The organism is Mycolicibacter hiberniae (genome assembly GCF_010729485.1).
Taxonomy (GTDB): domain Bacteria; phylum Actinomycetota; class Actinomycetes; order Mycobacteriales; family Mycobacteriaceae; genus Mycobacterium; species Mycobacterium hiberniae.
On the sequence record NZ_AP022609.1, the window covers coordinates 3,290,128 to 3,311,966 of the forward strand.

22 protein-coding genes are annotated in these 21,839 nt (G+C 68.8%); 6 read left to right on the forward strand and 16 right to left on the reverse strand.

The features are described 5' to 3' along the window. Window positions 1-10 precede the first annotated feature (10 nt). Complete coding sequence (rlmB, locus tag G6N14_RS15580) at window positions 11-952, reverse strand: 23S rRNA (guanosine(2251)-2'-O)-methyltransferase RlmB (RefSeq protein WP_085134032.1); 942 nt, start codon at window positions 950-952, stop codon at window positions 11-13. Continuing rightward, a complete protein-coding gene (cysS, locus tag G6N14_RS15585; RefSeq protein ID WP_085134033.1) occupies window positions 953-2,362 on the reverse strand; it encodes a cysteine--tRNA ligase in 1,410 nt (469 codons plus the stop codon). Window positions 2,363-2,461: 99 nt separating this feature from the next. Here cysS and G6N14_RS15590 point away from each other — a divergent pair, with 99 nt between their 5' ends. Further along, a complete protein-coding gene (locus tag G6N14_RS15590) occupies window positions 2,462-3,484 on the forward strand; it encodes a hypothetical protein (RefSeq protein ID WP_085134034.1) in 1,023 nt (340 codons plus the stop codon). A 14-nt stretch (window positions 3,485-3,498) separates the two neighbouring features. Here the strand turns inward: G6N14_RS15590 and ispF are convergent, their stop codons facing one another. The 3 genes from ispF to carD are packed head-to-tail and all read right to left on the reverse strand — an operon-like array spanning window position 3,499 to window position 5,180. Then, window positions 3,499-3,975, reverse strand: a complete 477-nt coding sequence (gene ispF / locus G6N14_RS15595) for a 2-C-methyl-D-erythritol 2,4-cyclodiphosphate synthase (RefSeq protein ID WP_085134035.1) — start codon at window positions 3,973-3,975, stop codon at window positions 3,499-3,501. Then, a complete protein-coding gene (gene ispD / locus G6N14_RS15600; RefSeq protein ID WP_085134036.1) occupies window positions 3,972-4,637 on the reverse strand; it encodes a 2-C-methyl-D-erythritol 4-phosphate cytidylyltransferase in 666 nt (221 codons plus the stop codon). Before ispD ends, ispF begins: the two co-directional genes overlap by 4 nt. Before the next feature lie 54 nt (window positions 4,638-4,691). Beyond that, on the reverse strand, window positions 4,692-5,180 hold the full coding sequence (gene carD / locus G6N14_RS15605) for an RNA polymerase-binding transcription factor CarD (protein WP_085134037.1): 489 nt from the start codon (window positions 5,178-5,180) through the stop codon (window positions 4,692-4,694). Between the two features lie 260 nt (window positions 5,181-5,440). On the opposite strand from carD, the gene G6N14_RS15610 reads away from it, so the two are divergent. Both G6N14_RS15610 and radA read left to right on the forward strand, forming a co-directional pair. Further along, a complete protein-coding gene (locus G6N14_RS15610; RefSeq protein ID WP_179960843.1) occupies window positions 5,441-5,995 on the forward strand; it encodes a copper chaperone PCu(A)C domain-containing protein in 555 nt (184 codons plus the stop codon). A 48-nt stretch (window positions 5,996-6,043) separates the two neighbouring features. Next, window positions 6,044-7,453, forward strand: coding sequence for a DNA repair protein RadA (radA, locus tag G6N14_RS15615; protein ID WP_085134038.1), 1,410 nt, complete (start codon window positions 6,044-6,046; stop codon window positions 7,451-7,453). Between the two features lie 31 nt (window positions 7,454-7,484). Here radA and G6N14_RS15620 read toward each other — a convergent pair whose 3' ends face one another. Further along, window positions 7,485-8,246 carry a hypothetical protein gene (locus tag G6N14_RS15620; RefSeq protein WP_085134039.1) on the reverse strand — a complete coding sequence of 254 codons (762 nt, stop codon included), beginning with the start codon at window positions 8,244-8,246 and terminating at the stop codon, window positions 7,485-7,487. A gap of 79 nt (window positions 8,247-8,325) precedes the next feature. Beyond that, a complete protein-coding gene (locus tag G6N14_RS15625; protein ID WP_085134040.1) occupies window positions 8,326-8,955 on the reverse strand; it encodes a carbonic anhydrase in 630 nt (209 codons plus the stop codon). On the opposite strand from G6N14_RS15625, the gene G6N14_RS15630 reads away from it, so the two are divergent. After that, window positions 8,954-9,892, forward strand: a complete 939-nt coding sequence (locus G6N14_RS15630) for an iron-sulfur binding domain-containing protein (protein ID WP_085134041.1) — start codon at window positions 8,954-8,956, stop codon at window positions 9,890-9,892. The two genes, G6N14_RS15625 and G6N14_RS15630, sit on opposite strands and share 2 nt — an antisense overlap. On the opposite strand, the gene G6N14_RS15635 is transcribed toward G6N14_RS15630, so the two are convergent. Beyond that, window positions 9,859-10,545, reverse strand: coding sequence for an alpha/beta fold hydrolase (locus G6N14_RS15635; RefSeq protein WP_234808790.1), 687 nt, complete (start codon window positions 10,543-10,545; stop codon window positions 9,859-9,861). The genes G6N14_RS15630 and G6N14_RS15635 overlap by 34 nt on opposite strands. A 99-nt stretch (window positions 10,546-10,644) precedes the next feature. On the opposite strand from G6N14_RS15635, the gene mhuD reads away from it, so the two are divergent. Further along, a complete protein-coding gene (gene mhuD, locus G6N14_RS15640) occupies window positions 10,645-10,962 on the forward strand; it encodes a mycobilin-forming heme oxygenase MhuD (RefSeq protein WP_046316128.1) in 318 nt (105 codons plus the stop codon). Next, window positions 10,937-12,307 carry a serine hydrolase gene (locus tag G6N14_RS15645; RefSeq protein WP_085134043.1) on the forward strand — a complete coding sequence of 457 codons (1,371 nt, stop codon included), beginning with the start codon at window positions 10,937-10,939 and terminating at the stop codon, window positions 12,305-12,307. The genes mhuD and G6N14_RS15645 overlap by 26 nt, the downstream gene beginning before the upstream one ends. Before the next feature lie 73 nt (window positions 12,308-12,380). On the opposite strand, the gene clpC1 is transcribed toward G6N14_RS15645, so the two are convergent. The 8 genes from clpC1 to G6N14_RS15685 all read right to left on the reverse strand — a co-directional run bounded on the left by clpC1 (window position 12,381) and on the right by G6N14_RS15685 (window position 21,812). After that, window positions 12,381-14,900, reverse strand: coding sequence for an ATP-dependent protease ATP-binding subunit ClpC (gene clpC1 / locus G6N14_RS15650; RefSeq protein ID WP_085134044.1), 2,520 nt, complete (start codon window positions 14,898-14,900; stop codon window positions 12,381-12,383). Between the two features lie 352 nt (window positions 14,901-15,252). Beyond that, entirely contained in the window at window positions 15,253-15,588 is a 336-nt protein-coding gene (lsr2, locus tag G6N14_RS15655; protein ID WP_019738040.1) for a histone-like nucleoid-structuring protein Lsr2, read from the reverse strand. 116 nt (window positions 15,589-15,704) lie between these two features. After that, the gene (gene lysS, locus G6N14_RS15660) at window positions 15,705-17,228 is read right to left on the reverse strand and encodes a lysine--tRNA ligase (RefSeq protein ID WP_234808782.1); all 1,524 of its coding nucleotides are present in this window, start codon (window positions 17,226-17,228) and stop codon (window positions 15,705-15,707) included. 51 nt (window positions 17,229-17,279) lie between these two features. Further along, window positions 17,280-18,092: a type III pantothenate kinase gene (locus G6N14_RS15665; protein WP_085134045.1), complete on the reverse strand. Its 813-nt coding sequence runs from the start codon at window positions 18,090-18,092 to the stop codon at window positions 17,280-17,282. Window positions 18,093-18,094: 2 nt separating this feature from the next. Next, window positions 18,095-18,511, reverse strand: a complete 417-nt coding sequence (gene panD / locus G6N14_RS15670; RefSeq protein ID WP_085134046.1) for an aspartate 1-decarboxylase — start codon at window positions 18,509-18,511, stop codon at window positions 18,095-18,097. After that, on the reverse strand, window positions 18,511-19,464 hold the full coding sequence (panC, locus tag G6N14_RS15675) for a pantoate--beta-alanine ligase (RefSeq protein WP_085134047.1): 954 nt from the start codon (window positions 19,462-19,464) through the stop codon (window positions 18,511-18,513). The genes panD and panC overlap by 1 nt, the downstream gene beginning before the upstream one ends. After that, window positions 19,461-20,363, reverse strand: coding sequence for a Rossmann-like and DUF2520 domain-containing protein (locus tag G6N14_RS15680; RefSeq protein ID WP_085134048.1), 903 nt, complete (start codon window positions 20,361-20,363; stop codon window positions 19,461-19,463). The genes panC and G6N14_RS15680 overlap by 4 nt, the downstream gene beginning before the upstream one ends. A 126-nt stretch (window positions 20,364-20,489) precedes the next feature. Beyond that, window positions 20,490-21,812, reverse strand: a complete 1,323-nt coding sequence (locus G6N14_RS15685; RefSeq protein ID WP_085134049.1) for a DUF6779 domain-containing protein — start codon at window positions 21,810-21,812, stop codon at window positions 20,490-20,492. Window positions 21,813-21,839 lie beyond the last annotated feature (27 nt).

Consider the following 21,839-nt stretch of genomic DNA (forward strand, 5'->3'; position numbering starts at 1 on the left):
ACGCGGCCGATCACCGCCGCTGACGCGCGATTTCGGCCAACACCACCCCGGCAGCCACCGAGGCGTTGAGCGACTCAGTGGGCCCGGCCATCGGGATCGACACGATGGCGTCGCAGTTCTGCCGGACCAGCCGGGACAGGCCTTTGCCCTCGGAACCGACGACCAGCACCATCGGGCCGGTGCCGTCCAGCTCATCGACCATGGTCTCGCCGCCGGCGTCCAACCCGACGACCTGCAAGCCGCGGTCCGCCCATGCCTTCAGTGTCTGGTTGAGGTTTGCCGCCCGCGCCACCGGAATGCGTGCTGCTGCACCGGCACTGGTGCGCCAGGCCACCGCCGTCACCGACGCCGATCGGCGCTGCGGAATGACCACGCCGTGTCCGCCGAACGCCGCTACCGAGCGCACGATGGCACCGAGATTGCGCGGATCGGAGATGTTGTCCAAAGCGACCAGCAGCGCGGGCGCGGCGTCTTGCCGCGCGGCGGCCAGCAAATCGTCGGGATGGGCGTATGCATACGGGGGAACCTGCAGCGCGATGCCCTGGTGCAGACCGTTGGTGGTCATCTTGTCCAGGTCCGACCGGGGAACCTCCAGGATCGGCAATCCGGAGTCGGCCGCGCGGGTAACCGATTCGGTCAGCCGCTCATCGGCTTCCGCGCCGAGGGCCACATACAGCGCGGTGGCCGGTATTCCGGCGCGCAGGCACTCCAGAACCGGGTTGCGGCCCAGCACGGTTTCGCTCTCGTCGGCACGCTTGGCGGTCCGGTAAGCACGCTGTTTGGCTGCGCGCTTGGCCGCTTTGGCCGCCGGGTGATACTCCCGCTTGTGCGCCGGCGGGGTGGCGCCGCGACCCTCCAGCCCGCGGCGGCGCTGTCCCCCGGAACCTACCGTCGGCCCCTTCTTGGTGCCGGGCTTGCGCACCGCACCTTTGCGCTTGGAATTTCCAGCCACCTAATCCACTCCATCCACCAGCAGAGACCATTGCGGACCGTCGCCGGTGTCGGTGACCTCGATGCCGGCATCCTTGAGCCGACCGCGGATCTCATCGGCCAGCTGCCAATCCCGTTCCGCGCGAGCAGTTTCCCTGCGATCCAATTCGGCACGCACCAATACGTCGACCGCGGCCAGCGCCGCCGAGGTCTGATCGCGCGATTCCCAGCGTTCGTTGAGCGGATCGCAGCCCAGCACGTCCATCATCGCCCGGATCGAGCCGGCGGCGCCCAGCGCAGCCTCGTGGTCGCCGGTGTCCAGCGCCCGGTTGCCCTCAGCCCTGGTCCGGTGCACCTCGGCCAGGGCGATCGGCACCGACAGGTCGTCGTCGAGTGCGGCGGCGAACCGCGGAGTCCAGCTGCCCGGTGTCACCGCACCGACCCGGCTGCGCACCCGGTGCAGGAACTCCTCGATACCGACGTAGGCATTGACGGCGTCACGCAATGCCGTCTCGGAGAACTCGAGCATCGATCGGTAGTGGGCGCTGCCAAGGTAGTAGCGCAGCTCGGCGGGCCGGACCCGCTGCAGCACCGCCGCCATCGACAGCACATTGCCCAGCGACTTACTCATCTTCTCGCCGCCGAGGGTGACCCAGCCGTTGTGCAGCCAGTAGTTGGCGAATCCGTCTCCGGCAGCGCGGCTCTGCGCGATCTCGTTCTCGTGGTGCGGGAAAACCAGATCCATGCCCCCGCAGTGGATGTCGAACTCAGCACCGAGGTAGGACCGGGCCATCGCCGAGCATTCCAGGTGCCAGCCCGGCCGGCCGCGGCCCCACGGTGTGGGCCAGCTGGGCTCACCGGGCTTGGCGCCCTTCCACAGCGTGAAGTCGCGCGGATCGCGTTTGCCGGTGGCGACGCCCTCGCCCTGATGCACGTCATCGATCCGGTGACCGGACAGCTTCCCGTAGTCGGGGTAGCTGAGCACGTCGAAATACACGTCGCCGTCGCCGGTGTAGGCGTGCCCGGTGTCGATCAAGCGCTCGATCAGCTCCACCATCTGGGTGATGTGCCCGGTGGCGCGCGGTTCCACCGACGGCGGCAGCACCCCCAGCGCGTCGTAGGCGGCGGTGAACTCGCGTTCGTGGGTGGCGGCCCACTCCCACCAGGGCCGGCCGGCCGCGGCGGCCTTGGCCAGGATCTTGTCGTCGATGTCGGTCACGTTGCGCACGAAGGCGACGTCGTAGCCGCGGGCGGTGAGCCACCGGCGCAGGATGTCGAACGCCACGCCGCTGCGGACGTGGCCGATGTGCGGCGCGGCCTGAACGGTGGCGCCGCATAGATAGATGGACACCTGACCGGGCCGCAGCGGGACGAACTCACGCACGGCGCCGGTTGCCGTGTCATGCAGTCGCAGGCCGGGGCGTTCGGTCACGACGGGCCAGCTTACCGGGCGTCCTGACCGCGGCCTCCGCACCCGCCGCCACCTGCCGTATCGGTGGACAGGGATTGTGACGTGGCATATATTGCGGCAGTGAGCAAACGTCTGGTGGCAGTCTCGGGAACCTTCTTGGCTGCGGTCGCATTCGTCGGCAGCGCGACCGCCTACGCCGACGAACCGAACAACAACAACAACCAGTCCCAGCAGGCTGAGCTTGTGGCGGCCCCAGTAGAGGCGCCTCCCGCTCCGGCCCCGGTTGCCCCCGTCGATGCCGCCGCCTTGCCCTCCGCCGCAGACCAGGCGGCGCTGCAGGAAACCCAGCAGGACATGCAGGCCGAGCAGCAGCGGCAGCAGGCCGAGCAGCAGGCCGACTTGGTCGGTACCTCGGCCACGACCGCAGGTGCCAGCCAGGCCGCAATGGGCAGCCAGATCGGTATGTCGATGGCGATGATGGCGCCGATGCTGGCCATGATGGCGCCGTCGCTGGTCATGCCGCTCATGACCCCGATGCTGAGCAGCCTCGCCCAGTCAGGCGCGGGCACCGGCGCAAACGCGCTTACCGAAACCGCCGGTGCGGCCGCCTCAACCGACGCATTCTTCGGCCCCGGTTCAGCCGCCGCGACGGAGCTCTTCAGCGCTCCGGCCGTCGAAGCCTTCAACACGCCCGCCGAAGCCTTCTCGCCCGCTTTCGAGGCCGTCAGCGTTCCCGCTGTCGAAGCCTTCAGCACGCCCGCTGTCGACCTGCCTTTCGGCCTGGGCGACTTTGACTTCCTGTCCACCGTGGGCGCCGACGCCCTCACGGGGGTAACTGGGGACATCATCGGTGGCACCCTGGTCGACGTCGGGGCCGCCGGTGCTGATGTCGCCGGTGACGCCGCGCTCACTGCTTCCAGCGCATTTCTCGATGGCGGTGCTGCCCTGGGTGACGGCATCACTGACGCCGTCGCCATCGGCGTCACCGACGCGGTCACGCAGGGTGTCGTCGACACCGTCACCGAAGGCGTCACCGAAGGCATCACCGACACCGTCACCACGGGCCTCGCCGAGGCCGGTGCATCGTTGGGCGGCGATATCGCCCTCTGCATCATCGGCACCATCTTCGGCGGGAACTGCTAGTCCCGTCGGTTGATTTAAGCCGGTACCACCAGCGCGGTAGCCACCGCGGCAAGCCCCTCACCCCGGCCGGTCAGTCCCAGGCCGTCGGTGGTGGTTGCCGATACCGAAACCGGTGCGCCCAGCAGTTGCGACAGCAGCTGCTGGGCTTCGGCGCGGCGCGGCCCCACCTTGGGCCGGTTACCGATCACCTGCACCGCGGCGTTGCCGACCACAAAACCGCTCTGGTCGAGTAGTTCGCGCACGTGCCCGAGCATCACGGCACCCGTTACGTGTGCCCAGCGGGGCTCGTCGACCCCGAAAACCGCCCCGAGGTCCCCCAAGCCTGCCGCCGACAGCAGCGCGTCGCACAGGGCGTGTACGGCTACGTCGCCGTCTGAGTGGCCGGCACAGCCGTCGGCATCGGGAAAAAGCAGGCCCAGCAGCCAACAGGGCCGGCCCGGCTCGATCGGGTGGACATCGGTGCCCACCCCGACCCGCGGCAGCCCGCTCACCGGTTCACGACCGCCTGGGCCAGCAGCGCATCCAGGGCCGTGGTGATCTTGAACGCCAGGGGGTCCCCCTCGACGGTCTGGACCTGGCCGCCGACGTGCTCGACCATGGACGCGTCGTCGGTGAAGTGGGTTCCCGCGCCGGCCTGCCGATAGGCCCGCAGCAACAGGTCGGCGGCGAAGCCCTGCGGGGTCTGTACGGCCCGCAGGCCGGCCCGCTCGGGGGTGCCCAGCACCATGCCGTTGGCGTCGACCGCCTTGATGGTGTCGGCCACGGCAAGAGCCGGGACCACCGCCCGGTGGCCGGCGTGTAACGCCTCCACAACCCGCCGTACCAGCGCGGGTGGGGTCAACGGCCGGGCGGCGTCGTGGACCAGCACATAGTCGGACTCTGTGACACCGGCCAGCGCCAGCCGGACGGACTCGACGCGGTCGGCGCCGCCGGCCACCACGGTGGCGGCCTCGCCGAGGATCAGCTTGGCCTCATCGGTGCGGTCCGGCGGTACCGCGACCACCACCTGGTCGACGACTCCGGACTCACGCAGGCCCGCTACGGCACGCTCGATCAGGGTCTGGCCACCCAGCAGAAAGAACGCTTTCGGTACGCCGGCGCCCAGCCGGACACCCGCACCAGCCGCCGGCACCACAGCTACTGTGCTTGGCAACTATTCTCCGAGATTCGCCGAAAAGCTCGAAACGTCGCGGTCAGGACGCCGCGGTCAGGACGCAGCGGCCAGCACCTCGTCGAGGATGATCCCCGCCTTGGCGTCATCGGTGTTCTCGGCCAGGGCCAACTCACCGACCAGAATCTGCCGCGCCTTGGCCAGCATCCGCTTCTCGCCCGCGGACAGGCCGCGCTCCTGATCCCGCCGCCACAGGTCGCGAACGACCTCGGCTACCTTGTGCACGTCTCCCGAGGCAAGCTTTTCCAGGTTCGCCTTGTAACGACGCGACCAGTTGGTCGGTTCCTCGGTGTGCGGGGCCCGCAACACCTGGAAGACCTTGTCCAGACCCTCCTGGCCGACAACGTCACGCACACCAACATATTCGGCATTGTCAGCGGGAACTCGGACGGTGAGGTCGCCCTGCGCCACCTTCAGGACCAGATAGTCCTTTTGCTCGCCTTTGATGGTCCGGGTTTCAATCGCCTCGATCAACGCTGCACCGTGGTGTGGATATACGACGGTTTCTCCGACCTTAAAGATCATCTGATTTGAGCCCCTTTCGCTACCCCATCCTAACACGCCGTCGCGACACGCGACCAACAACGGCGCAGGTCAGGGGCACTGCCGGGCCAGGAGGGGGGTTGACAGCAGTGGAGAAGCGTGCTGGGCCGATCCCGATGAGAGCCTGATCAGGGCTGGTCGGCGGGGGTCGCGGCACACCTGCAACCCTGAGCTATCGTCACGGGAGCGTTGCTACTACAGTGCATAGTCACACCTCGCGACGGCCGGGCAGGAGACCATACGTGAACTCGTTCAGCAGGGCCTTTAACAGGGCTGCGATCGCGCTAGCCGCTGCAGCGACGATCGCTGGCTGCGGCACCGGCCAGATATCGCAGACTGCTGAACAGGCATCCGCGGTCAACGGCGCCTCAGCCGATGTCGGCACCCTGGCGCTGCGCGACGTTCGGATCCAGGCGACTCAGACCGGCGCGGCGCTCGAGCCCGGCCAGACCGTCGACCTGGTATTCGTGGTCAGCAACCAGTCGACCGAGACCGACGACGAGCTGACCGACATCAAGACCTCCATCGGCAAGGTGTCGCCGCTGGCCGGCGGCAAGACCGTCCCGGTCGGCGGTGTCCTGGTGGTCAGTGCCCCGGCCGGACCGGACCTGCCCGCGGCGCCCGCCGCCAGGGCTCTGTCGGACGTCGCCAACGCCAACACCGCCTCGGCGACGGTGACGTTGGACAAGCCGATCCGCAACGGGCTGACCTACGACTTCACCTTCAACTTCAAGAACGCCGGATCAGTGAGCGTGGACGTGCCGATCTCGGCCGGCCCGCTCACCTCGCATCACTGAACGCCGTAGCACGCCGGCCCTGTCGGACCTAGCCGATACGGTCTGCCCGTGGCCAAGGCACGTTCGTTTTATCGCTGTTCGGAATGCGGGAACACCACCGCGAAGTGGCTGGGTCGCTGCCCGGAATGCGGCAGTTGGGGCGGTATCGACCCGGTAGCCGAAGCGGCCGCACCGGCGGGGGGCCTGCGGCCCGCCGCACCGGCCCGGCCCGCGGTTCCGATCAGCTCGATCGCGGCGGGCAGCTCCCGGCCGGCGGCCACCGGGGTCACCGAGCTCGACCGGGTGCTGGGCGGCGGGGTGGTTCCCGGTTCGGTCACGCTGCTGGCCGGGGATCCCGGCGTCGGCAAGTCCACCCTGCTGCTCGAAGTCGCTCACCGCTGGGCGCTGGGCGGGCGGCGGGCGCTGTACGTCTCCGGGGAGGAATCCGCGGGCCAGATCCGGCTGCGCGCTGAGCGCACCGGATGCAGTCACGACGAGATTTACCTGGCCTCCGAAGCCGACCTGCAGACCATCTTGGGACACATCGAGGCGGTGCGTCCCACCCTGGTGGTGGTCGATTCGGTACAGACCGTGGCGGCCGCCGACACCGACGGCGTAGCCGGCGGGGTCACCCAGGTACGGGCCGTGACGGCCGCCCTGACAGCGGCAGCCAAGAGTGCCGATGTGGCGCTGATCCTGGTCGGGCACGTGACCAAGGACGGTGCCATCGCCGGGCCCCGGTCACTGGAGCACCTCGTTGACGTGGTGCTGCATTTCGAGGGCGACCGCAACTCGGTGCTGCGGATGGTGCGCGCGGTCAAAAACCGGTTCGGCGCCACCGATGAGGTGGGCTGCTTCCTGCTCCGTGACGATGGCATCGAGGGCATCGCGGACCCTTCCGGCCTGTTCCTGGAGCAGCGCAGCGAGCCGGTGCCGGGCACCGCTATCACCGTCGCCCTGGACGGCAAACGACCGTTGATCGGCGAAGTACAGGCGTTGTTGGCCAAACCGGCGGGCGGCTCGCCGCGCCGGGCGGTCAGCGGCATCGACCACGCTCGCGCCGCCATGATCACCGCGGTGCTCGACAAGCACGCCGGCCTGCCCATCGCGGCCGGCGACATCTACCTGTCCACGGTGGGCGGTATGAGATTGACCGACCCGTCTACTGATCTGGCTGTCGCCATCGCACTGGCCTCGGCCTATGCCGATCTGCCGCTGCCGGCCACCACCGTGGTGGTGGGCGAGGTCGGCCTGGCCGGCGACCTGCGCCCAGTCAGTGGGATGGATCGTCGGCTCGCCGAAGCGGCTCGGCTGGGATTCACCAGCGCCCTGACTCCACCGGGCGCCCCGGCAACGGTTGGCGGCCTACGCACGGTTGCCGCCGCCAACATCGTCGCCGCGCTGCACCACCTGTCCGAAATCGCTGACCGGCAAGCCGGTTACGCGCCCCCGCAGCTGCTGGACCGGAGTTCTGGCTGACCCCGGCGCGGTTACGCGCGAGCCGGTCGGTCTAGTTGCCCGGCGGCGGCAGGCCCGGCGGGAGCCCGTCCTGGGGCGGCGGAGGCAGGTCCGGCGACGGCTCGGTAAGCATGAACGGCACCGTCGCCGACCGTAGATTGCCCAGTTGGACCACCAGGTTGTAGGTCCCCGGTCCGATCGGTTGTCGTGGCAGCGGGCACTGCGGCGCCGAACCCATGCCGGTCCAGGTCACCGTGGTGGTGACCTGCTCCCCGGGATCGAACGTCTTGACCAAGGTCTCGTTCGAGGGCGCGCAGTCCAAGTTCGACCACAACCGCTGATTGTCCAGCGTGTACACGTAGGCAGCCAGCACCGCGGCGCCCACGTCGCGCTTGCAGGCAACCAGTCCGATGTTGGTGACCACCATGGTGAACTGCGGTTGTTCACCCACCGTGTACTGCGGAGCGGTCAGACCCTTGACTGCCAGCGTCGAATCGGGGCAGTCGTCGCCCTCTTTGAGCACCGGCGGCGGGACCACCGCTTCGGTCGGGGTCGGCGAGGGTGGCGGCGCCTGTTGGTCGGGCGCCACCACGGGCGTCTTGACCCCTTCCGGGGAGGCGTTCGGCGGTTTGGCGTGTTGCGCGGCGGCGGTCTGCTTCCCGTCGGCTTTGTCGGCACCGGCGCTGCCGCGCACGATGCCGAAGATGACGGCCGACACCACAGCGATCACGATGAGCGCAATGCCCAGCGCGAGGCCACGTCGTCGCCAATAGATCTGCGAAGGCAGCGGACCCTGCGGTTCCAAATCGAGCACGTTCTCACGGTAGGACGACCTCAGCGCGAGTTGTCCGACCCTTCGCGGCGTGTCGTAGCCGCGTTGTGACCTTCGGCGACTATTCCGTGCCGTAGTCGCCGATGTCGCCCAGGTGGTCGCGCGCCGACACCCGCCCGTCGGCCAGGTGATAGGTGGCGCCGACGATCGCCAGCGAGCCCGCAGCGATACCGTTGGCGATCACCGTGGATCGACTGGCCAGCATCGACACCGTCTCGTTGACGTGCCGGGTCTCGAACTCGTCGACGGCGCGCAGCCCGTCACGGCGGCCCAGCAGGATCGACGGCGTCACCCGTTCCACGATGTCGCGCAGGTAGCCACCCGGAACGGCGCCTCCGTCCAGCGCTGCCAGCGTTGCCTTGACCGCGCCGCAGCTGTCATGGCCGAGCACCACGATCAGCGGAACGCTGAGGACGTCCACGGCGAACTCGAGCGAGCCCAGCACCGCCGAGTCGACGACATGGCCGGCGGTGCGGACCACGAACATGTCGCCCAGCCCCTGATCAAAGATCAGTTCGGCGGCCACCCGGCTGTCGCCGCAGCCGAACACGGCCGCGGTCGGCTTCTGTCCCGAGGCCAGCGCGGCGCGGCGCGCGACGTCCTGGCTGGGGTGAATGGGCTCGCCGGCGACGAATCGCTCGTTACCCTCCTTGAGTGCTTTCCACGCTGACACCGGGTTTGAGTTGGGCATGCCCCATATTTTGCACGCCATCCCGCGCGAGCGCTCGGTGACCGTCCACCCCGAGGACGTGCTCAGCTGGTTCGCCACGGCCGAACGCGATCTGCCCTGGCGCGCCGGTGATGTCACGCCGTGGCAGATCCTGGTGAGCGAGTTCATGCTGCAGCAAACCCCGGTCGCCCGGGTGCTGCCGATCTGGCCGGACTGGGTGGCGCGCTGGCCGACCCCGTCGGCTACCGCGGCAGCCAGCCAAGCCGATGTGCTGCGGGCCTGGGGCAAGCTCGGCTACCCCCGGCGCGCCAAACGCCTGCACGAATGCGCCGGCGTGATCGCCCGGGACTTCGCCGACGTAGTACCCGACGACGTCGAACTCCTGCAGCAGCTACCCGGTGTCGGCAGCTACACCGCCAGAGCGGTGGCCTGCTTCGCCTACCGCCGACCGGTCCCGGTGGTCGACACCAACGTGCGGCGGGTGGTGGCCAGGGCGGTACACGGCCAGGCCGACGCGGGCCCTGCCTCTGCCAAGCGCGACCACGCCGACGTCTCCGCCCTGCTGCCCGGCGACGACCAGGCAGCCCGGTTCTCGGCAGCCCTGATGGAGCTGGGCGCCCTGGTGTGCACCGCCCGGTCACCGCGCTGCGACGGCTGCCCGCTGCGCAGCACCTGCCGGTGGCGGCTGGCCGGCTCGCCGCCGCCGGTCGGGCCCAAGCGGCCCGCCCAACGCTATGCCGGCACCGACCGCCAGGTCCGCGGGCGCTTACTGGACGTATTGCGGGACACTGACTCTGCGGTGAGCAGGGCCGACCTCGACCTGGCCTGGCCGGTGGACCCGGTTCAGCGCGAGCGCGCCTTGGCCTCCCTGCTCGGCGACGGCCTGGTCGAACAGCTCGCCGACGGGCGCTTCGCCCTGCCCGGTCAGGACAGAAACGACTCGACGGCCTCGCGGTAGGTCTGCGGCGCCTCGTCGTGCACCAGGTGTCCCGCCTCGGGAACGCACAGGTAGGTGCTCTTGAAGCCGACGCTGTGCATCTGGCGCATCTGCCCCGGCGGGGTCACCGAGTTGCCGGCCTCGATCAACAACGTCGCGCAACGCACCTGCTGCCACTGCTCCCAGTAATCGCGGGTGCCCCATTCGGCGGCGATCTGCAGCCACCACTCGGGACGACCATGCAGCCGCCAGCCGCTCTCGGTGCGGTCGAAGGCCTCCAGGAAGTAGCGTCCGGCGACGTCGCCGAATTCGGCGATCACCTGCTCGGCGCTGCCGAACTCGACAGGCAGGGCATGCACCCAGGGTTCCCACGCGCCGGTGGTGCGACCCCGGAAGTCCGGTGCCATGTCCTCGACCACCAGCTCGGAGACCAGCTCGGGGCGACGGGCGGCCAGACACCACGAGTGCAGCCCACCCATCGAATGCCCGACCAGGCGCACCGGGCCGGGCAACTGCTCCACCGCGCAGGCCAGGTCGGCGACGAAGCGTTCGGTGCTGATCGGGTGAGGGTCGGCCACCTCACGGCCCCGGTGCCAGGGCGCGTCGTAGGTGTACACCGCCCCCAGCCGCGTCAGCCACGGCAGCTGACGCCCCCAGGTGGTGCCGCGGCCCATCAGTCCATGAACCAGCACCAGCGGCGTCCCGTGCCCGCCGCGGTAGGTCAGCAACTCGGTCGACGCGGTCTTCACCCGGGGCACGGTAGCCTAGGCCACATGTCAGTGGTGAAGATCAACGCAATCGAGGTGCCCGCCGACGCCGGGCCCGAATTGGAGAAGCGATTCGCCCACCGGGCACACGCGGTGGAGAACCAGCCCGGTTTCCTTGGCTTCCAGCTGCTGCGTCCGGTCAAGGGCGACGACCGCTACTTCGTGGTCACGCACTGGGAGTCCGACGAGGCTTTCCAGGCATGGGCCAAGGGCCCGGCCATCGAAGCCCACGCCGGGGAGCGGGCCAAGCCGGTGGCCACCGGGGCCTCGCTGCTGGAGTTCGAGGTCGTGCTCGACGTTGCCGGAAACGCCGCTTCGGACTAGTCCTGTGCGGCGCCGACTGGCGGCCTGGACAACCTCTCTGACCCTGGTCACCGTCGCCGGGGCTGTCGCCGGTTGTGTCCCTTCGCCGGCCTCACCGGCCGACCCCGGCGCCGGGGCCGGCGGGGTGACGATTTCGACCAAGACACCGCCGGGTCTACGCGCCAAGCAGACCATGGACATGCTGAACTCCGACTGGCCCATCGGTCCGATCGGAGTGGCGACCCTGGCGGCACCCGACAAGGTCGAGCAGGTGGTCACGACGATGGAGTCGCTGTGGTGGGACCGTCCGTTCCGCCTCGATGGCGTCGACATCAGCGCCGGCGCCGCCACCCTGCACCTGATCACCTCCTACGGGGCGCGTCAGGACATCCGGCTCCGCACCGATGACAACGGCATGGTGGACCTGTTCAAAGCGACCACCGAGGCGCCGGACATCGGTTCCTGGCACGACGTCGACGAGGTGCTGAGCAAGACCGGGGCCCGGTACTCCTACCAGGCCGCACGGGTGGACCGGGGCGCCTGTAAACCGGTTGCCGGCGCCAACACCGCCGCGTCGCTGCCGCTGGCGTCCATCTTCAAGCTGTACGTGCTGCTGGCCGTGGCCAACGAGGTGAAGGCCGGGAGACTGTCCTGGGATGACCCGCTGACCATTACCGCCCGAGCCAAAGCGGTGGGCTCGTCGGGCCTGGAGGAACTGCCCGACGGCGCCCATGTCTCGGTACGCAGGGCTGCCGAGAAGATGATCGCCACCAGCGACAACATGGCAACCGATCTGCTGATCGGCCGGGTGGGCACGCGTGCGGTCGAGCGGGCGCTGGTCGCGGCCGGCCACCACGACCCGGCCAGCATGACACCGTTTCCCACCATGTACGAAATGTTCTCGGTGGGTTGGGGCAAGCCGGATCTGCGCGAGCAATGGCAGCAGAGTTCACCGCAGGAACGGGCACAGTTGTTGCAGCAGGCCGATTCGCGGCCCTATGATCCCGACCCGGTCCGGGCGCACGACCCCGCGTCGGCCTATGGCGCCGAGTGGTACGGCAGCGCCGAGGACATCTGCCGGCTGCACGTCGCGTTGCAGGCCGCTGCGGTCGGCGCGGCCGCACCGGTACGCGAGATCCTGTCGGAAGTTCGCGGCATCGACCTGCCCCGCACCGAGTGGCCCTACATCGGCGCCAAGGCCGGCGGCCTGCCCGGCGACCTGACTTTCAGCTGGTACGCCGTGGACCGGGGCGGTCAGCCCTGGGTGGTGAGCTTTCAGCTCAACTGGCCGCGCGATCACGGCAAGAGCGTCGGCAGCTGGATGCTGCAGGTCGCCAAGCAGGCGTTCGCGCTGTTGCCCGGCTAGGGCGGCGACGGGCCGAAAATGAATCTGGCGACGTGACCCGCCGGGTCACGTCGCCAGAATTCAGCGATCGAAACTACTCCGCAGCCGCCTTGGCCAGGTCGGTCGCCTCGGCTGTCGGCTTCGGGCTGCCGGCGAAGGTGAACACGGCGTTCTCGTGCGCCCCCTCGCCGTCCCAGTTCTCCACGTCGACGGTCACCAGCTGACCGGGACCGATCTCTTCGAACAGGATCTTCTCCGAGAGCTGGTCCTCGATCTCGCGCTGGATGGTGCGCCGCAGCGGGCGAGCCCCCAGCACCGGGTCGAAGCCGCGCTTGGCCAGCAGTGCCTTGGCCCGGTCGGTCAGCGCGATGTCCATATCCTTGGCCTTGAGCTGCTTGGCCACCCGGCCGATCATCAGATCGACCATCTGGATGATCTCGTCCTTGGACAGCTGGTGGAAGACGATGATGTCGTCGATGCGGTTGAGGAACTCCGGGCGGAAGTGCTTCTTAAGCTCGTCGTTGACCTTCAGCTTCATCCGCTCGTAGTTGTTGTCCCCGCCGCCCTGGGTGAAGCCCAGACCAACCGCCTTGGAGATGTCCGCGGTGCCCAGGTTGGAGGTGAAGATCAAGACACAGTTCTTGAAGTCCACCGTGCGGCCCTGCCCGTCGGTGAGCCGGCCGTCCTCGAGTACCTGCAACAGGCTGTTGTAGATCTCGGAGTGGGCCTTCTCGATCTCGTCGAACAACACCACCGAGAACGGCTTGCGCCGCACCTTCTCGGTGAGCTGCCCGCCCTCTTCGTAGCCGACGTAGCCCGGAGGGGCACCGAACAGCCGCGACGCGGTGAAGCGGTCGTGGAACTCGCCCATGTCGATCTGGATGAGCGCGTCGTCGTCGCCGAACAGGAACTCCGCCAGCGCCTTGGACAGCTCGGTCTTGCCGACGCCGGACGGCCCGGCGAAGATGAACGAGCCCGAGGGCCGCTTGGGGTCCTTCAGGCCGGCGCGGGTACGCCGAATCGCCTTCGAGACGGCCTTGACCGCGTCTTCCTGGCCGATGATCCGCTTGTGCAGCTCATCTTCCATCCGCAGCAGGCGGGTGGTCTCCGCCTCGGTCAGCTTGAACACCGGGATACCGGTCCAGTTGCCCAGAACCTCCGCGATCTGCTCGTCGTCGACCTCAGCCACGACATCCAGATCACCCGAGCGCCACTGCTTCTCGCGCTCTGCCCGCTGCGCGACGAGTTGCTTCTCCCGGTCCCGCAGACTGGCCGCCTTCTCGAAGTCCTGCGCGTCGATCGCAGACTCCTTCTCCCGACGCGCGTCGGCGATCTTCTCGTCGAACTCGCGCAGGTCCGGCGGCGCGGTCATCCGGCGAATCCGCATCCGGGCACCGGCCTCATCGATCAGGTCGATCGCCTTGTCCGGCAGGAACCGGTCGTTGATGTAACGGTCGGCCAGGGTGGCCGCCGCCACGATCGCCGAGTCGCTGATCGAGACGCGGTGGTGAGCCTCGTAACGATCCCGCAGACCCTTGAGAATCTCGATGGTGTGCTCGACGGTCGGCTCGCCGACCTGCACCGGCTGGAACCGGCGCTCCAGCGCCGCGTCCTTCTCGATGTACTTGCGGTACTCGTCGAGGGTCGTGGCGCCGATGGTCTGCAGTTCACCGCGGGCCAGCTTCGGCTTGAGGATCGAGGCCGCGTCGATGGCGCCCTCGGCCGCGCCGGCACCCACCAGGGTGTGCAGCTCGTCGATGAACAAGATGATGTCGCCGCGGGTGTTGATCTCCTTGAGAACCTTCTTCAGGCGCTCTTCGAAGTCGCCGCGGTAACGGCTGCCGGCCACCAGTGAACCCAGGTCCAGGGTGTAGAGCTGCTTGTCCTTGAGCGTCTCGGGGACTTCGCCGGCGACAATGGCCTGCGCCAGGCCCTCCACCACGGCGGTCTTGCCGACGCCGGGCTCCCCGATGAGCACCGGGTTGTTCTTGGTGCGGCGAGACAGCACCTGCATGACCCGCTCGATTTCCTTCTCGCGGCCGATCACGGGGTCGAGCTTGCCCTCCATGGCGGCGGCGGTCAGGTTGCGGCCGAACTGGTCGAGCACCAGGGAGGTCGACGGTGAGCCGGACTCGCCGCCGCGCCCGCCGGTGCCGGCCTCCGCGGTCTCCTTGCCCTGGTAGCCGCTGAGCAGCTGGATCACCTGCTGACGGACCCGGGTCAGGTCGGCGCCGAGCTTGACCAGCACCTGGGCTGCCACGCCCTCGCCCTCACGGATCAGGCCGAGCAGAATGTGTTCGGTCCCGATGTAGTTGTGGCCGAGTTGCAGCGCCTCACGCAGGCTCAGCTCGAGCACCTTCTTGGCGCGGGGCGTGAACGGGATGTGCCCGGATGGCGCCTGCTGGCCCTGGCCGATGATCTCTTCGACCTGGCTGCGCACCCCTTCCAAGGAGATGCCCAGCGACTCCAGCGACTTGGCGGCCACGCCCTCGCCCTCGTGGATGAGACCCAGCAGGATGTGCTCGGTCCCGATGTAGTTGTGGTTGAGCATCCGGGCCTCTTCTTGGGCCAGGACGACGACCCTGCGGGCACGGTCGGTGAATCTCTCGAACATCGGTGGCTACCTGCTCTCCCTCGCGATCGGCACGATCGGCCTCGGCTCGGCCGGCGTGCCTGCCGTCCACTCTAGTGGGCGGCGCACTGTGCTGTGACCTGCCTTGCAGTGCGCGGGCAGATCGTTCACCCGATGCCGGGTCCCGAAAGACCCAACCGCGGATACAAGGGGACAACGTCCAAACCCGCGAAAAACGTTTCCGGCGGCGGTCAGGTTCGCCAGCAGCGAAACCTACTCGGCCCATGCGGCGGTCCCAGCTTCGCCTCTCCTTCGTCGAGGCTCGCTGAACCGCCGGTCAGTTACGGCGGTCCCAGCTTCGCCTCTCCTTCGTCGAGGCTCGCTGAACCGCCGGTCAGGTTGCGGCGTGAAATGCGTCGATGATGTCGGCCGGGATACGCCCGCGGGTGGACACGTTGTGACCGTTGCGCCGGGCCCATTCCCGGATGGCCGCACTCTGCTCGCGGTCTATGGCGCCCCGGCGACCCCCACCCGAACGTCCGCGGCGACGGCCACCGACCCGGCGGCCCGCGTCGGCCCACTTCTTCAGTTCTGCGCGCAGTTTCGCGGCATTTTTGCTCGAAAGGTCGATCTCATAGGTCACCCCGTCCAGGCCGAATTCGACCGTTTCGTCGGCGGCACCCTCACCATCGAAATCATCGATCAAGGTGACGGTCACTTTTTTCGCCATTGGAACCCCTTGGTTAGCTTTCCTCGCGCAAACGGGTGCGCAAAGCCGTATTCGACCTCGCCGCCTAATGTGCCATAAAAATACGCCTGCTTCAACACAACAGGTGTCGGCGCAGTTCAGTTGCCTTGCCGGCGAACAATCGGAAACAAAACCGTGTCCCGAATTGATAGTCCCGTCAAGACCATCAACAGACGGTCGATACCCATTCCGGTTCCGGTGCAGGGTGGCATAGCGTGTTCCATCGCCGCCAGGAAGTCCTCATCCAGTGCCATCGCCTCGTCGTCGCCCGCCGCCGCCGCCGCGGCCTGCGCCGCGAACCGCTCACGTTGCACCACCGGGTCGATGAGTTCGGAGTAGCCGGTGGCCAGTTCGACACCGCGCATATAAAGGTCCCACTTCTCGGTGACGCCGGGGATACTACGGTGCTGGCGGGTCAGCGGTGTCGTCTCCACCGGGAAGTCCCGGACGAACGTCGGGGCGCTCAGGTCATGACCCACGGCATGTTCCCAGAGTTCCTCGACCAGTTTGCCGTGCCCATAGCCACGGTCGGTCGGGATTTCGACGCCGAGACGATCGGCGATCGCCCACAGCTGCGCGACTGGGGTGGCCGGGGTGATCTCCTCGCCGAGTGCGGCCGACAGCGAGGGATACATTTCAACGGTCGCCCATTCGCCGTCGATGTCGTAGACACTGCCGTCGGGAAGCGGCAGTTGACGGGTTCCGATCACCTCGTCGGCGACTTCTTGAATTATCTCCCGCGTAGCCAAGGCGGAGTCGTCATAGGTGCCGTAGGCCTGGTAAGTCTCCAACATCGAAAACTCGGGCGAATGAGTGGAATCAGCGCCTTCATTCCGGAACACTCGATTGAGCTCGAAGACTCTGTCGAAACCGCCCACAACGCACCGTTTGAGGAACAGTTCTGGTGCGATTCTCAGGTAAAGGTCGGCGTCCAGGGCGTTGGAATGGGTGACGAAAGGTCGGGCGGCCGCCCCGCCGGCCAATGTCTGCAGCATCGGCGTCTCGACTTCCAGGAATCCGCGCCGCTCGAGCGCGTTGCGCACCGACCGAATGACCGCGATCCGCTGGCGCGCCACGGTCCGCGCCTCCGGCCGGACGATCAGGTCGACGTAGCGCTGCCGCACCCGCGACTCCTCGCTCATCTCCTTGTGCGCGACCGGAAGGGGCCGCAACGACTTCGAGGCCATCTGCCAGGAGTCCGCCAACACCGACAACTCGCCGCGGCGGGAGCTGATCACCTCGCCGTGCACGTAGACGATGTCGCCGAGGTCGACGTCGGCCTTCCACGCCTCCAACTCCTGCTCCCCGACACTGGCCAGGCTGATCATCACCTGCAGCTGGGTTCCGTCGCCCTCCTGCAGGGTCGCGAAGCACAACTTGCCCGAGTTGCGGGCGAACACCACCCGCCCCGCGATGCCGACGACGTCGCCGGTGGCGGTGTCGGCGGCCAGGTCGGGGTACTGGGCCCGGATCTCGGCGAGGGAATGGGTGCGCTGCACCGCCACCGGATAGGGGTCGCGGCCTTCGGCCAGCAGTCGAGCCCGCTTGTCGCGGCGGATCCGGAACTGCTCGGGGAGGTCGGATTCGTCCTGCGTAAGGCGGGAGATGTCGGCGGAGCTCACGACCCGCCAGCTTAGAGGAACAGGGCAGCCAGAACGAAAAGCCGACGGCCGTCAGCGCGCCGGGCGCAGCCTGCCGCGCTGGTTGTTGCGGTTGCGTTCGAACACCAGCCGCAGCCCGTCCAGGGTGAGGTTGGGGTCGTGGTGGTCGACGGACTCCAGATCGGCGAGCAACAGCGGCGCGGAGTGGCCGGTGGCCACCACGGTCACGCCGTCGCCGGCGCTCGCGGCCTCCTCGCGTACGCGGCGGACCAGCCCGTCGACCAGCCCGGCGAACCCGTAGATCGCGCCGGCCTGCATGCATTCGACGGTGTTCTTGCCGATCACCGAACGCGGACGGGTGAGTTCGACCCGCCGCAGCCCCGCAGATCGTGCCGCCGCGGCATCCGAGGAGATCTGCAGGCCCGGGGCGATGGCGCCGCCGAGAAATTCGCCCTTGGCCGAAACCACGTCGACGCAGATCGACGAGCCGAAGTCGACGACGATGGCCGCCGTCTTGAACTTCTGGTAGGCGGCCAGTGCATTGACGATGCGGTCGGCCCCGACTTCCTTGGGGTTGTCCACCAGCAGCGGGATCCCGGTGCGCACACCGGGCTCGATCAGCACCGCCGGGACCGCGGGCCAGTATTGGTCGAGCATCAGTCGCACCTCGTGCAGCACCGAGGGGACTGTGGACAGCGCGGCGACACCGGTGAGCTGTTCGCCGTCATCGCCGATGAGACCGTCGAGGGTCAACGCCAGCTCGTCGGCCGTGATCTCCGCCTCGGTGCGGATCCGCCACTGCTGCACCACATTTGCGTGCTCACCGGAACCGGTGAGCAGGCCGATGACGGTGTGGGTGTTGCGGACGTCGATCGCCAGCAGCACGGCTAGCGCACGCTTCGGGGCGAGAGCAGATCAGAGACGTCGTCGGGCACGAAAGCCGGGTCGTTGCCGAGATCCACCTGCTTGTTCTCGGCGTCGACGAACACGATCCGCGGGCGGTACTGGCGCGCCTCGGCGTCCTCCATGGTGCCGTAGGCGATCAGAATCACCAGGTCCCCGGGATGCACCAGATGCGCGGCCGCACCGTTGATCCCGATCACGCCGCTGCCCCGCTCGCCGGTGATGGCATAGGTCACCAGTCGGGCGCCGTTATCGATGTCGACGATCGTCACCTGTTCGCCTTCAAGCAGGTCGGCAGCGTCCATCAGGTCGGCGTCGATGGTCACCGAACCCACGTAGTGCAGATCGGCGTGGGTGACCGTGGCACGGTGAATCTTCGACTTGAGCATCGTCCGAAACATCAATTCCTCCGGGTTGATACGGGAAATACATCCGAACCGACCGACGCCACCTCTGCGTCGATGGGACATCCGAGGGTGATGGCCGCGTTGTCGAGCAGCCGGGTGGTGCCGACTCGGGCGGCGATCAGCAGCCGCCCGGGCCCGTTCACGGGCGCCGGGCCCAGGTCGGTGCCACGGACCTGCAGGTAGTCGACGTCGACGCTCTCCACCGCGGACAGCACCGCGGCCGCGGCGTCCAGCGCCGCCTGGGCGCCGTCGGCTGCCGCGCGCTCACCGGCGGCCAAGGCGGCCGACAGGGCGGTCGCGGCCTCGCGCTGGGCGGGGTCGAGGTAGCGGTTGCGCGACGACATTGCCAGGCCGTCGGCTTCGCGCACGGTGGGCACACCCACCACCGTCACGTCCAGGTTCAGATCGGTGACCATCTGGCGCACCAGCACCAGCTGCTGATAGTCCTTCTCCCCCAAGAACACCCGGTCCGGATTGACGATCGAAAGCAGTTTGGCGACCACGGTGAGCATGCCGGCGAAGTGGGTCGGGCGTGCGGCGCCTTCGAGTTCGGCTCCCAGCGCGCCCGGGTTCACCGCGGTGCGCGGGCCGTGCGGGTACATCGCCGCGGCGGTGGGGGCGAAAACCAGTTCGACGCCCGCGTCGCGCAGCGCGGCCAGATCCTGGTCCAAGGTGCGCGGATAGGCCTCCAGGTCTTCACCGGCCCCGAACTGCAGCGGATTGACGAAGATCGACACCGCCACCACCGAGCCGGGCACCCGCTGCGCCGCTGCGACCAACGACAGGTGGCCCTCGTGCAAGGCGCCCATGGTCGGCACCAACATGACCCGGCGACCGGTGGCGCGCAGGGCACGGCTGACGCGGGCGACGTCGTCGGGCCGGTCGTAGACGTTGAGTCCCCCGGCGGTGAAGGCGGGCCCCGGGCCCCGGTGCGGGTGGGAGCTCATCGCGCCAGGACCTCCAGTACGTCGTCGGGTGCACCGGCCCGGTGCGCCGTGCGTAGCGCGTTGGTCCGATAGGCCTCAGCCAGGTCCGGATCGACGCCGGTCAACGCCCGCAGATGCCCGGCCACGGTCTTGGAGTCGCCGCGGGCCACCGGCCCGGTCAGCGCTGACCGGCCGTCGCGCAGGGTGTTGGCCAGCGCTGCACGCACCAGCGGTCCGAGCACCCGCTCGGCGATGCCGTCCGGGTCTTCGGCCATACCGGAGCCCAGCCGCGCGGGCAGCGCCGCCCGCAACGCCGTCAGCGCGTCATCGATCACCGTGACCACGTGGTTTCCGCCGTGACACAACGCGGCGTGGTAGAGGGTGCGCGCGGTTTCGTCGACCCGAAACGGTTCAGCGCCGATCTCACAGGTCAGCGCCTCGGCGACGGCGAAGCCGACCTCGTCGGCGGCGGTGATGCCGAAGCAGCTTTCCGACAACCGGTCGATGTCCTCGTCGGAGCCGGTGAAGGTCATCGCTGGGTGGATGGCCAGCGGCAGGCAGCCCTGTTCGGTCAACGGCGCAAGCACCCCGATACCGGTGGCGCCGGAGGTGTGCACGACGATCGTTCCCGCCCGCACCGCGCCGGTGGCCGCCAAGCCGGAAACGATGCCGGCCAGTTCGGTGTCGGGTACGGCGAGCAGGAGCAGTTCCGCGTCGGCCGCCACGTCGGGAGCCGGCAGCACCAGGCTGTCCGGAAGGCGGCGCCCGGCCCGTTGCCGGGACTCCTCGGAGATGGCGCTGCACGCGACCACGACGTGCTCGGCGCGCTCGAGCGCTACGCCGAGTGCGGTGCCGACGCGGCCGGCCGAGATGACGCCGACCTTGAGCCGGGCGGGCCGCAGTCCGTCGAACTGCGCCATGCAGACGACCTCACAGGTTCTCTCGATATTCGTTCCAGTCCCGCTCTGCGGGTACCGGACGGTCGCCGGAATTCTATCGCGATCCGCAGCTGCCTCGGGAGTGACGTTGGTCGCAGTGCCTGCCGGTCAGTCTTCGCGGCGGCGGCGCCGACGGCCCTCGACGGGCCCCTGCTGCAGGCGGGCCAGCAGATCGGCCACCGACTGACCGCCGGTACCGGGTTCATCAGCGTGGCCGTGTCGTCCCTGGGTGGCAGCCTCGGGTTCGGCCTCCGGCGATCCGGCGGCCGCCCCTGCCGGGGACTCGACCGGCGGGAGCCGGAAGTGGTCGCCGTCCGATTCGGCAGCGTGGCGCGAGCGCGCCCGCCGGCGCCCCTGCCCCTCGGGGCCTGCCGGCTGCGCGCCGCTGTCGGAGTCGGCTGGGCCGGCGTGACGACCGTGCCTGCTCGGCCTCTCCTCGCTGCGCTCCGGCGCCGGCCGCCGGAGCGATTCTGCCGCCGCATCTGCCGACCAGTTGCTGCCCGGCGCGCCGGGGGGAAGCCACTCCCCTTCGGCACCAACAGGTTTCCAGCTGGGGGCCGAGGACGAAACCCAGGGCGGTGATGGCGGTGGCGGTGGTGGTTCGGGCTCGCGGCGTGTTTCGGCAGCGACGAAGGGCTGTGGCGGCTGCGCCCAGCCCCCGGCGGCCGGTGGCGGCGCAGTGTCCTCGGAGGCCCGGCGGGGCGACTCGTCCGCCCTGCGGCGATGCGAGCCACGGCGGCCATCGGCGTACGAGGGCGCCTGCGGGGACTCCTGGGGCGATTCCTGGGGCGGGGTGCTGCCGGCGGCCGGAATCCGCACCTCGGGTACGTCGATGATCGGATTCTCCGCGGTCTCGGTGACCGAATCCGGCGGATAGCCGGTGGCGGCCGACGACGTGGCGCGGGTGGGTCCGCCGGGAGCGGATTCCCCGCCCGAGCGCGCCCAGTCGCTGTAGGCACGAACCGGTGTGCGCTCCGGCTCGAGAGCCGGCCGCTGACTCAGATCTGCGTCGAACAGAATCTCCAGGTTGGTGCGCAGCGCGGCCAACTCGGCGCGCAGCGCCGCGACCTCGTCGGCGGCCTGCGCGCGCAGCTCGGAGGCAAGCTCGCGGCGCAGCTGGGACTCCACCGTGAGCTCGTACTCGCGCCGCGCCGAGATCTCCCGATCCAGTTGCAGGTCATAGACCAGTTTCAGGTCACGTGCGCGGGCCTGGTCGACATCGCTTTGCCGCCGATAGATCACCGAGACGAACGCCGCCGCGACCGCAGCCCACAGCGCGATGATGACCGCGAGCTTGAGCAGCTCCACCCGGTTGGTGAACACCAGTGCCGAACTGGCAGCGATCGCCAGGATCAGCAACGCCGTCATCAACGTCCAGCCCGGCCTGCGGCCTCCGCGCCGACCCGGGGCGCGGAACAGGACCGAATTCATCTGCGCGGCTCCACCTCGTCGCTTCGT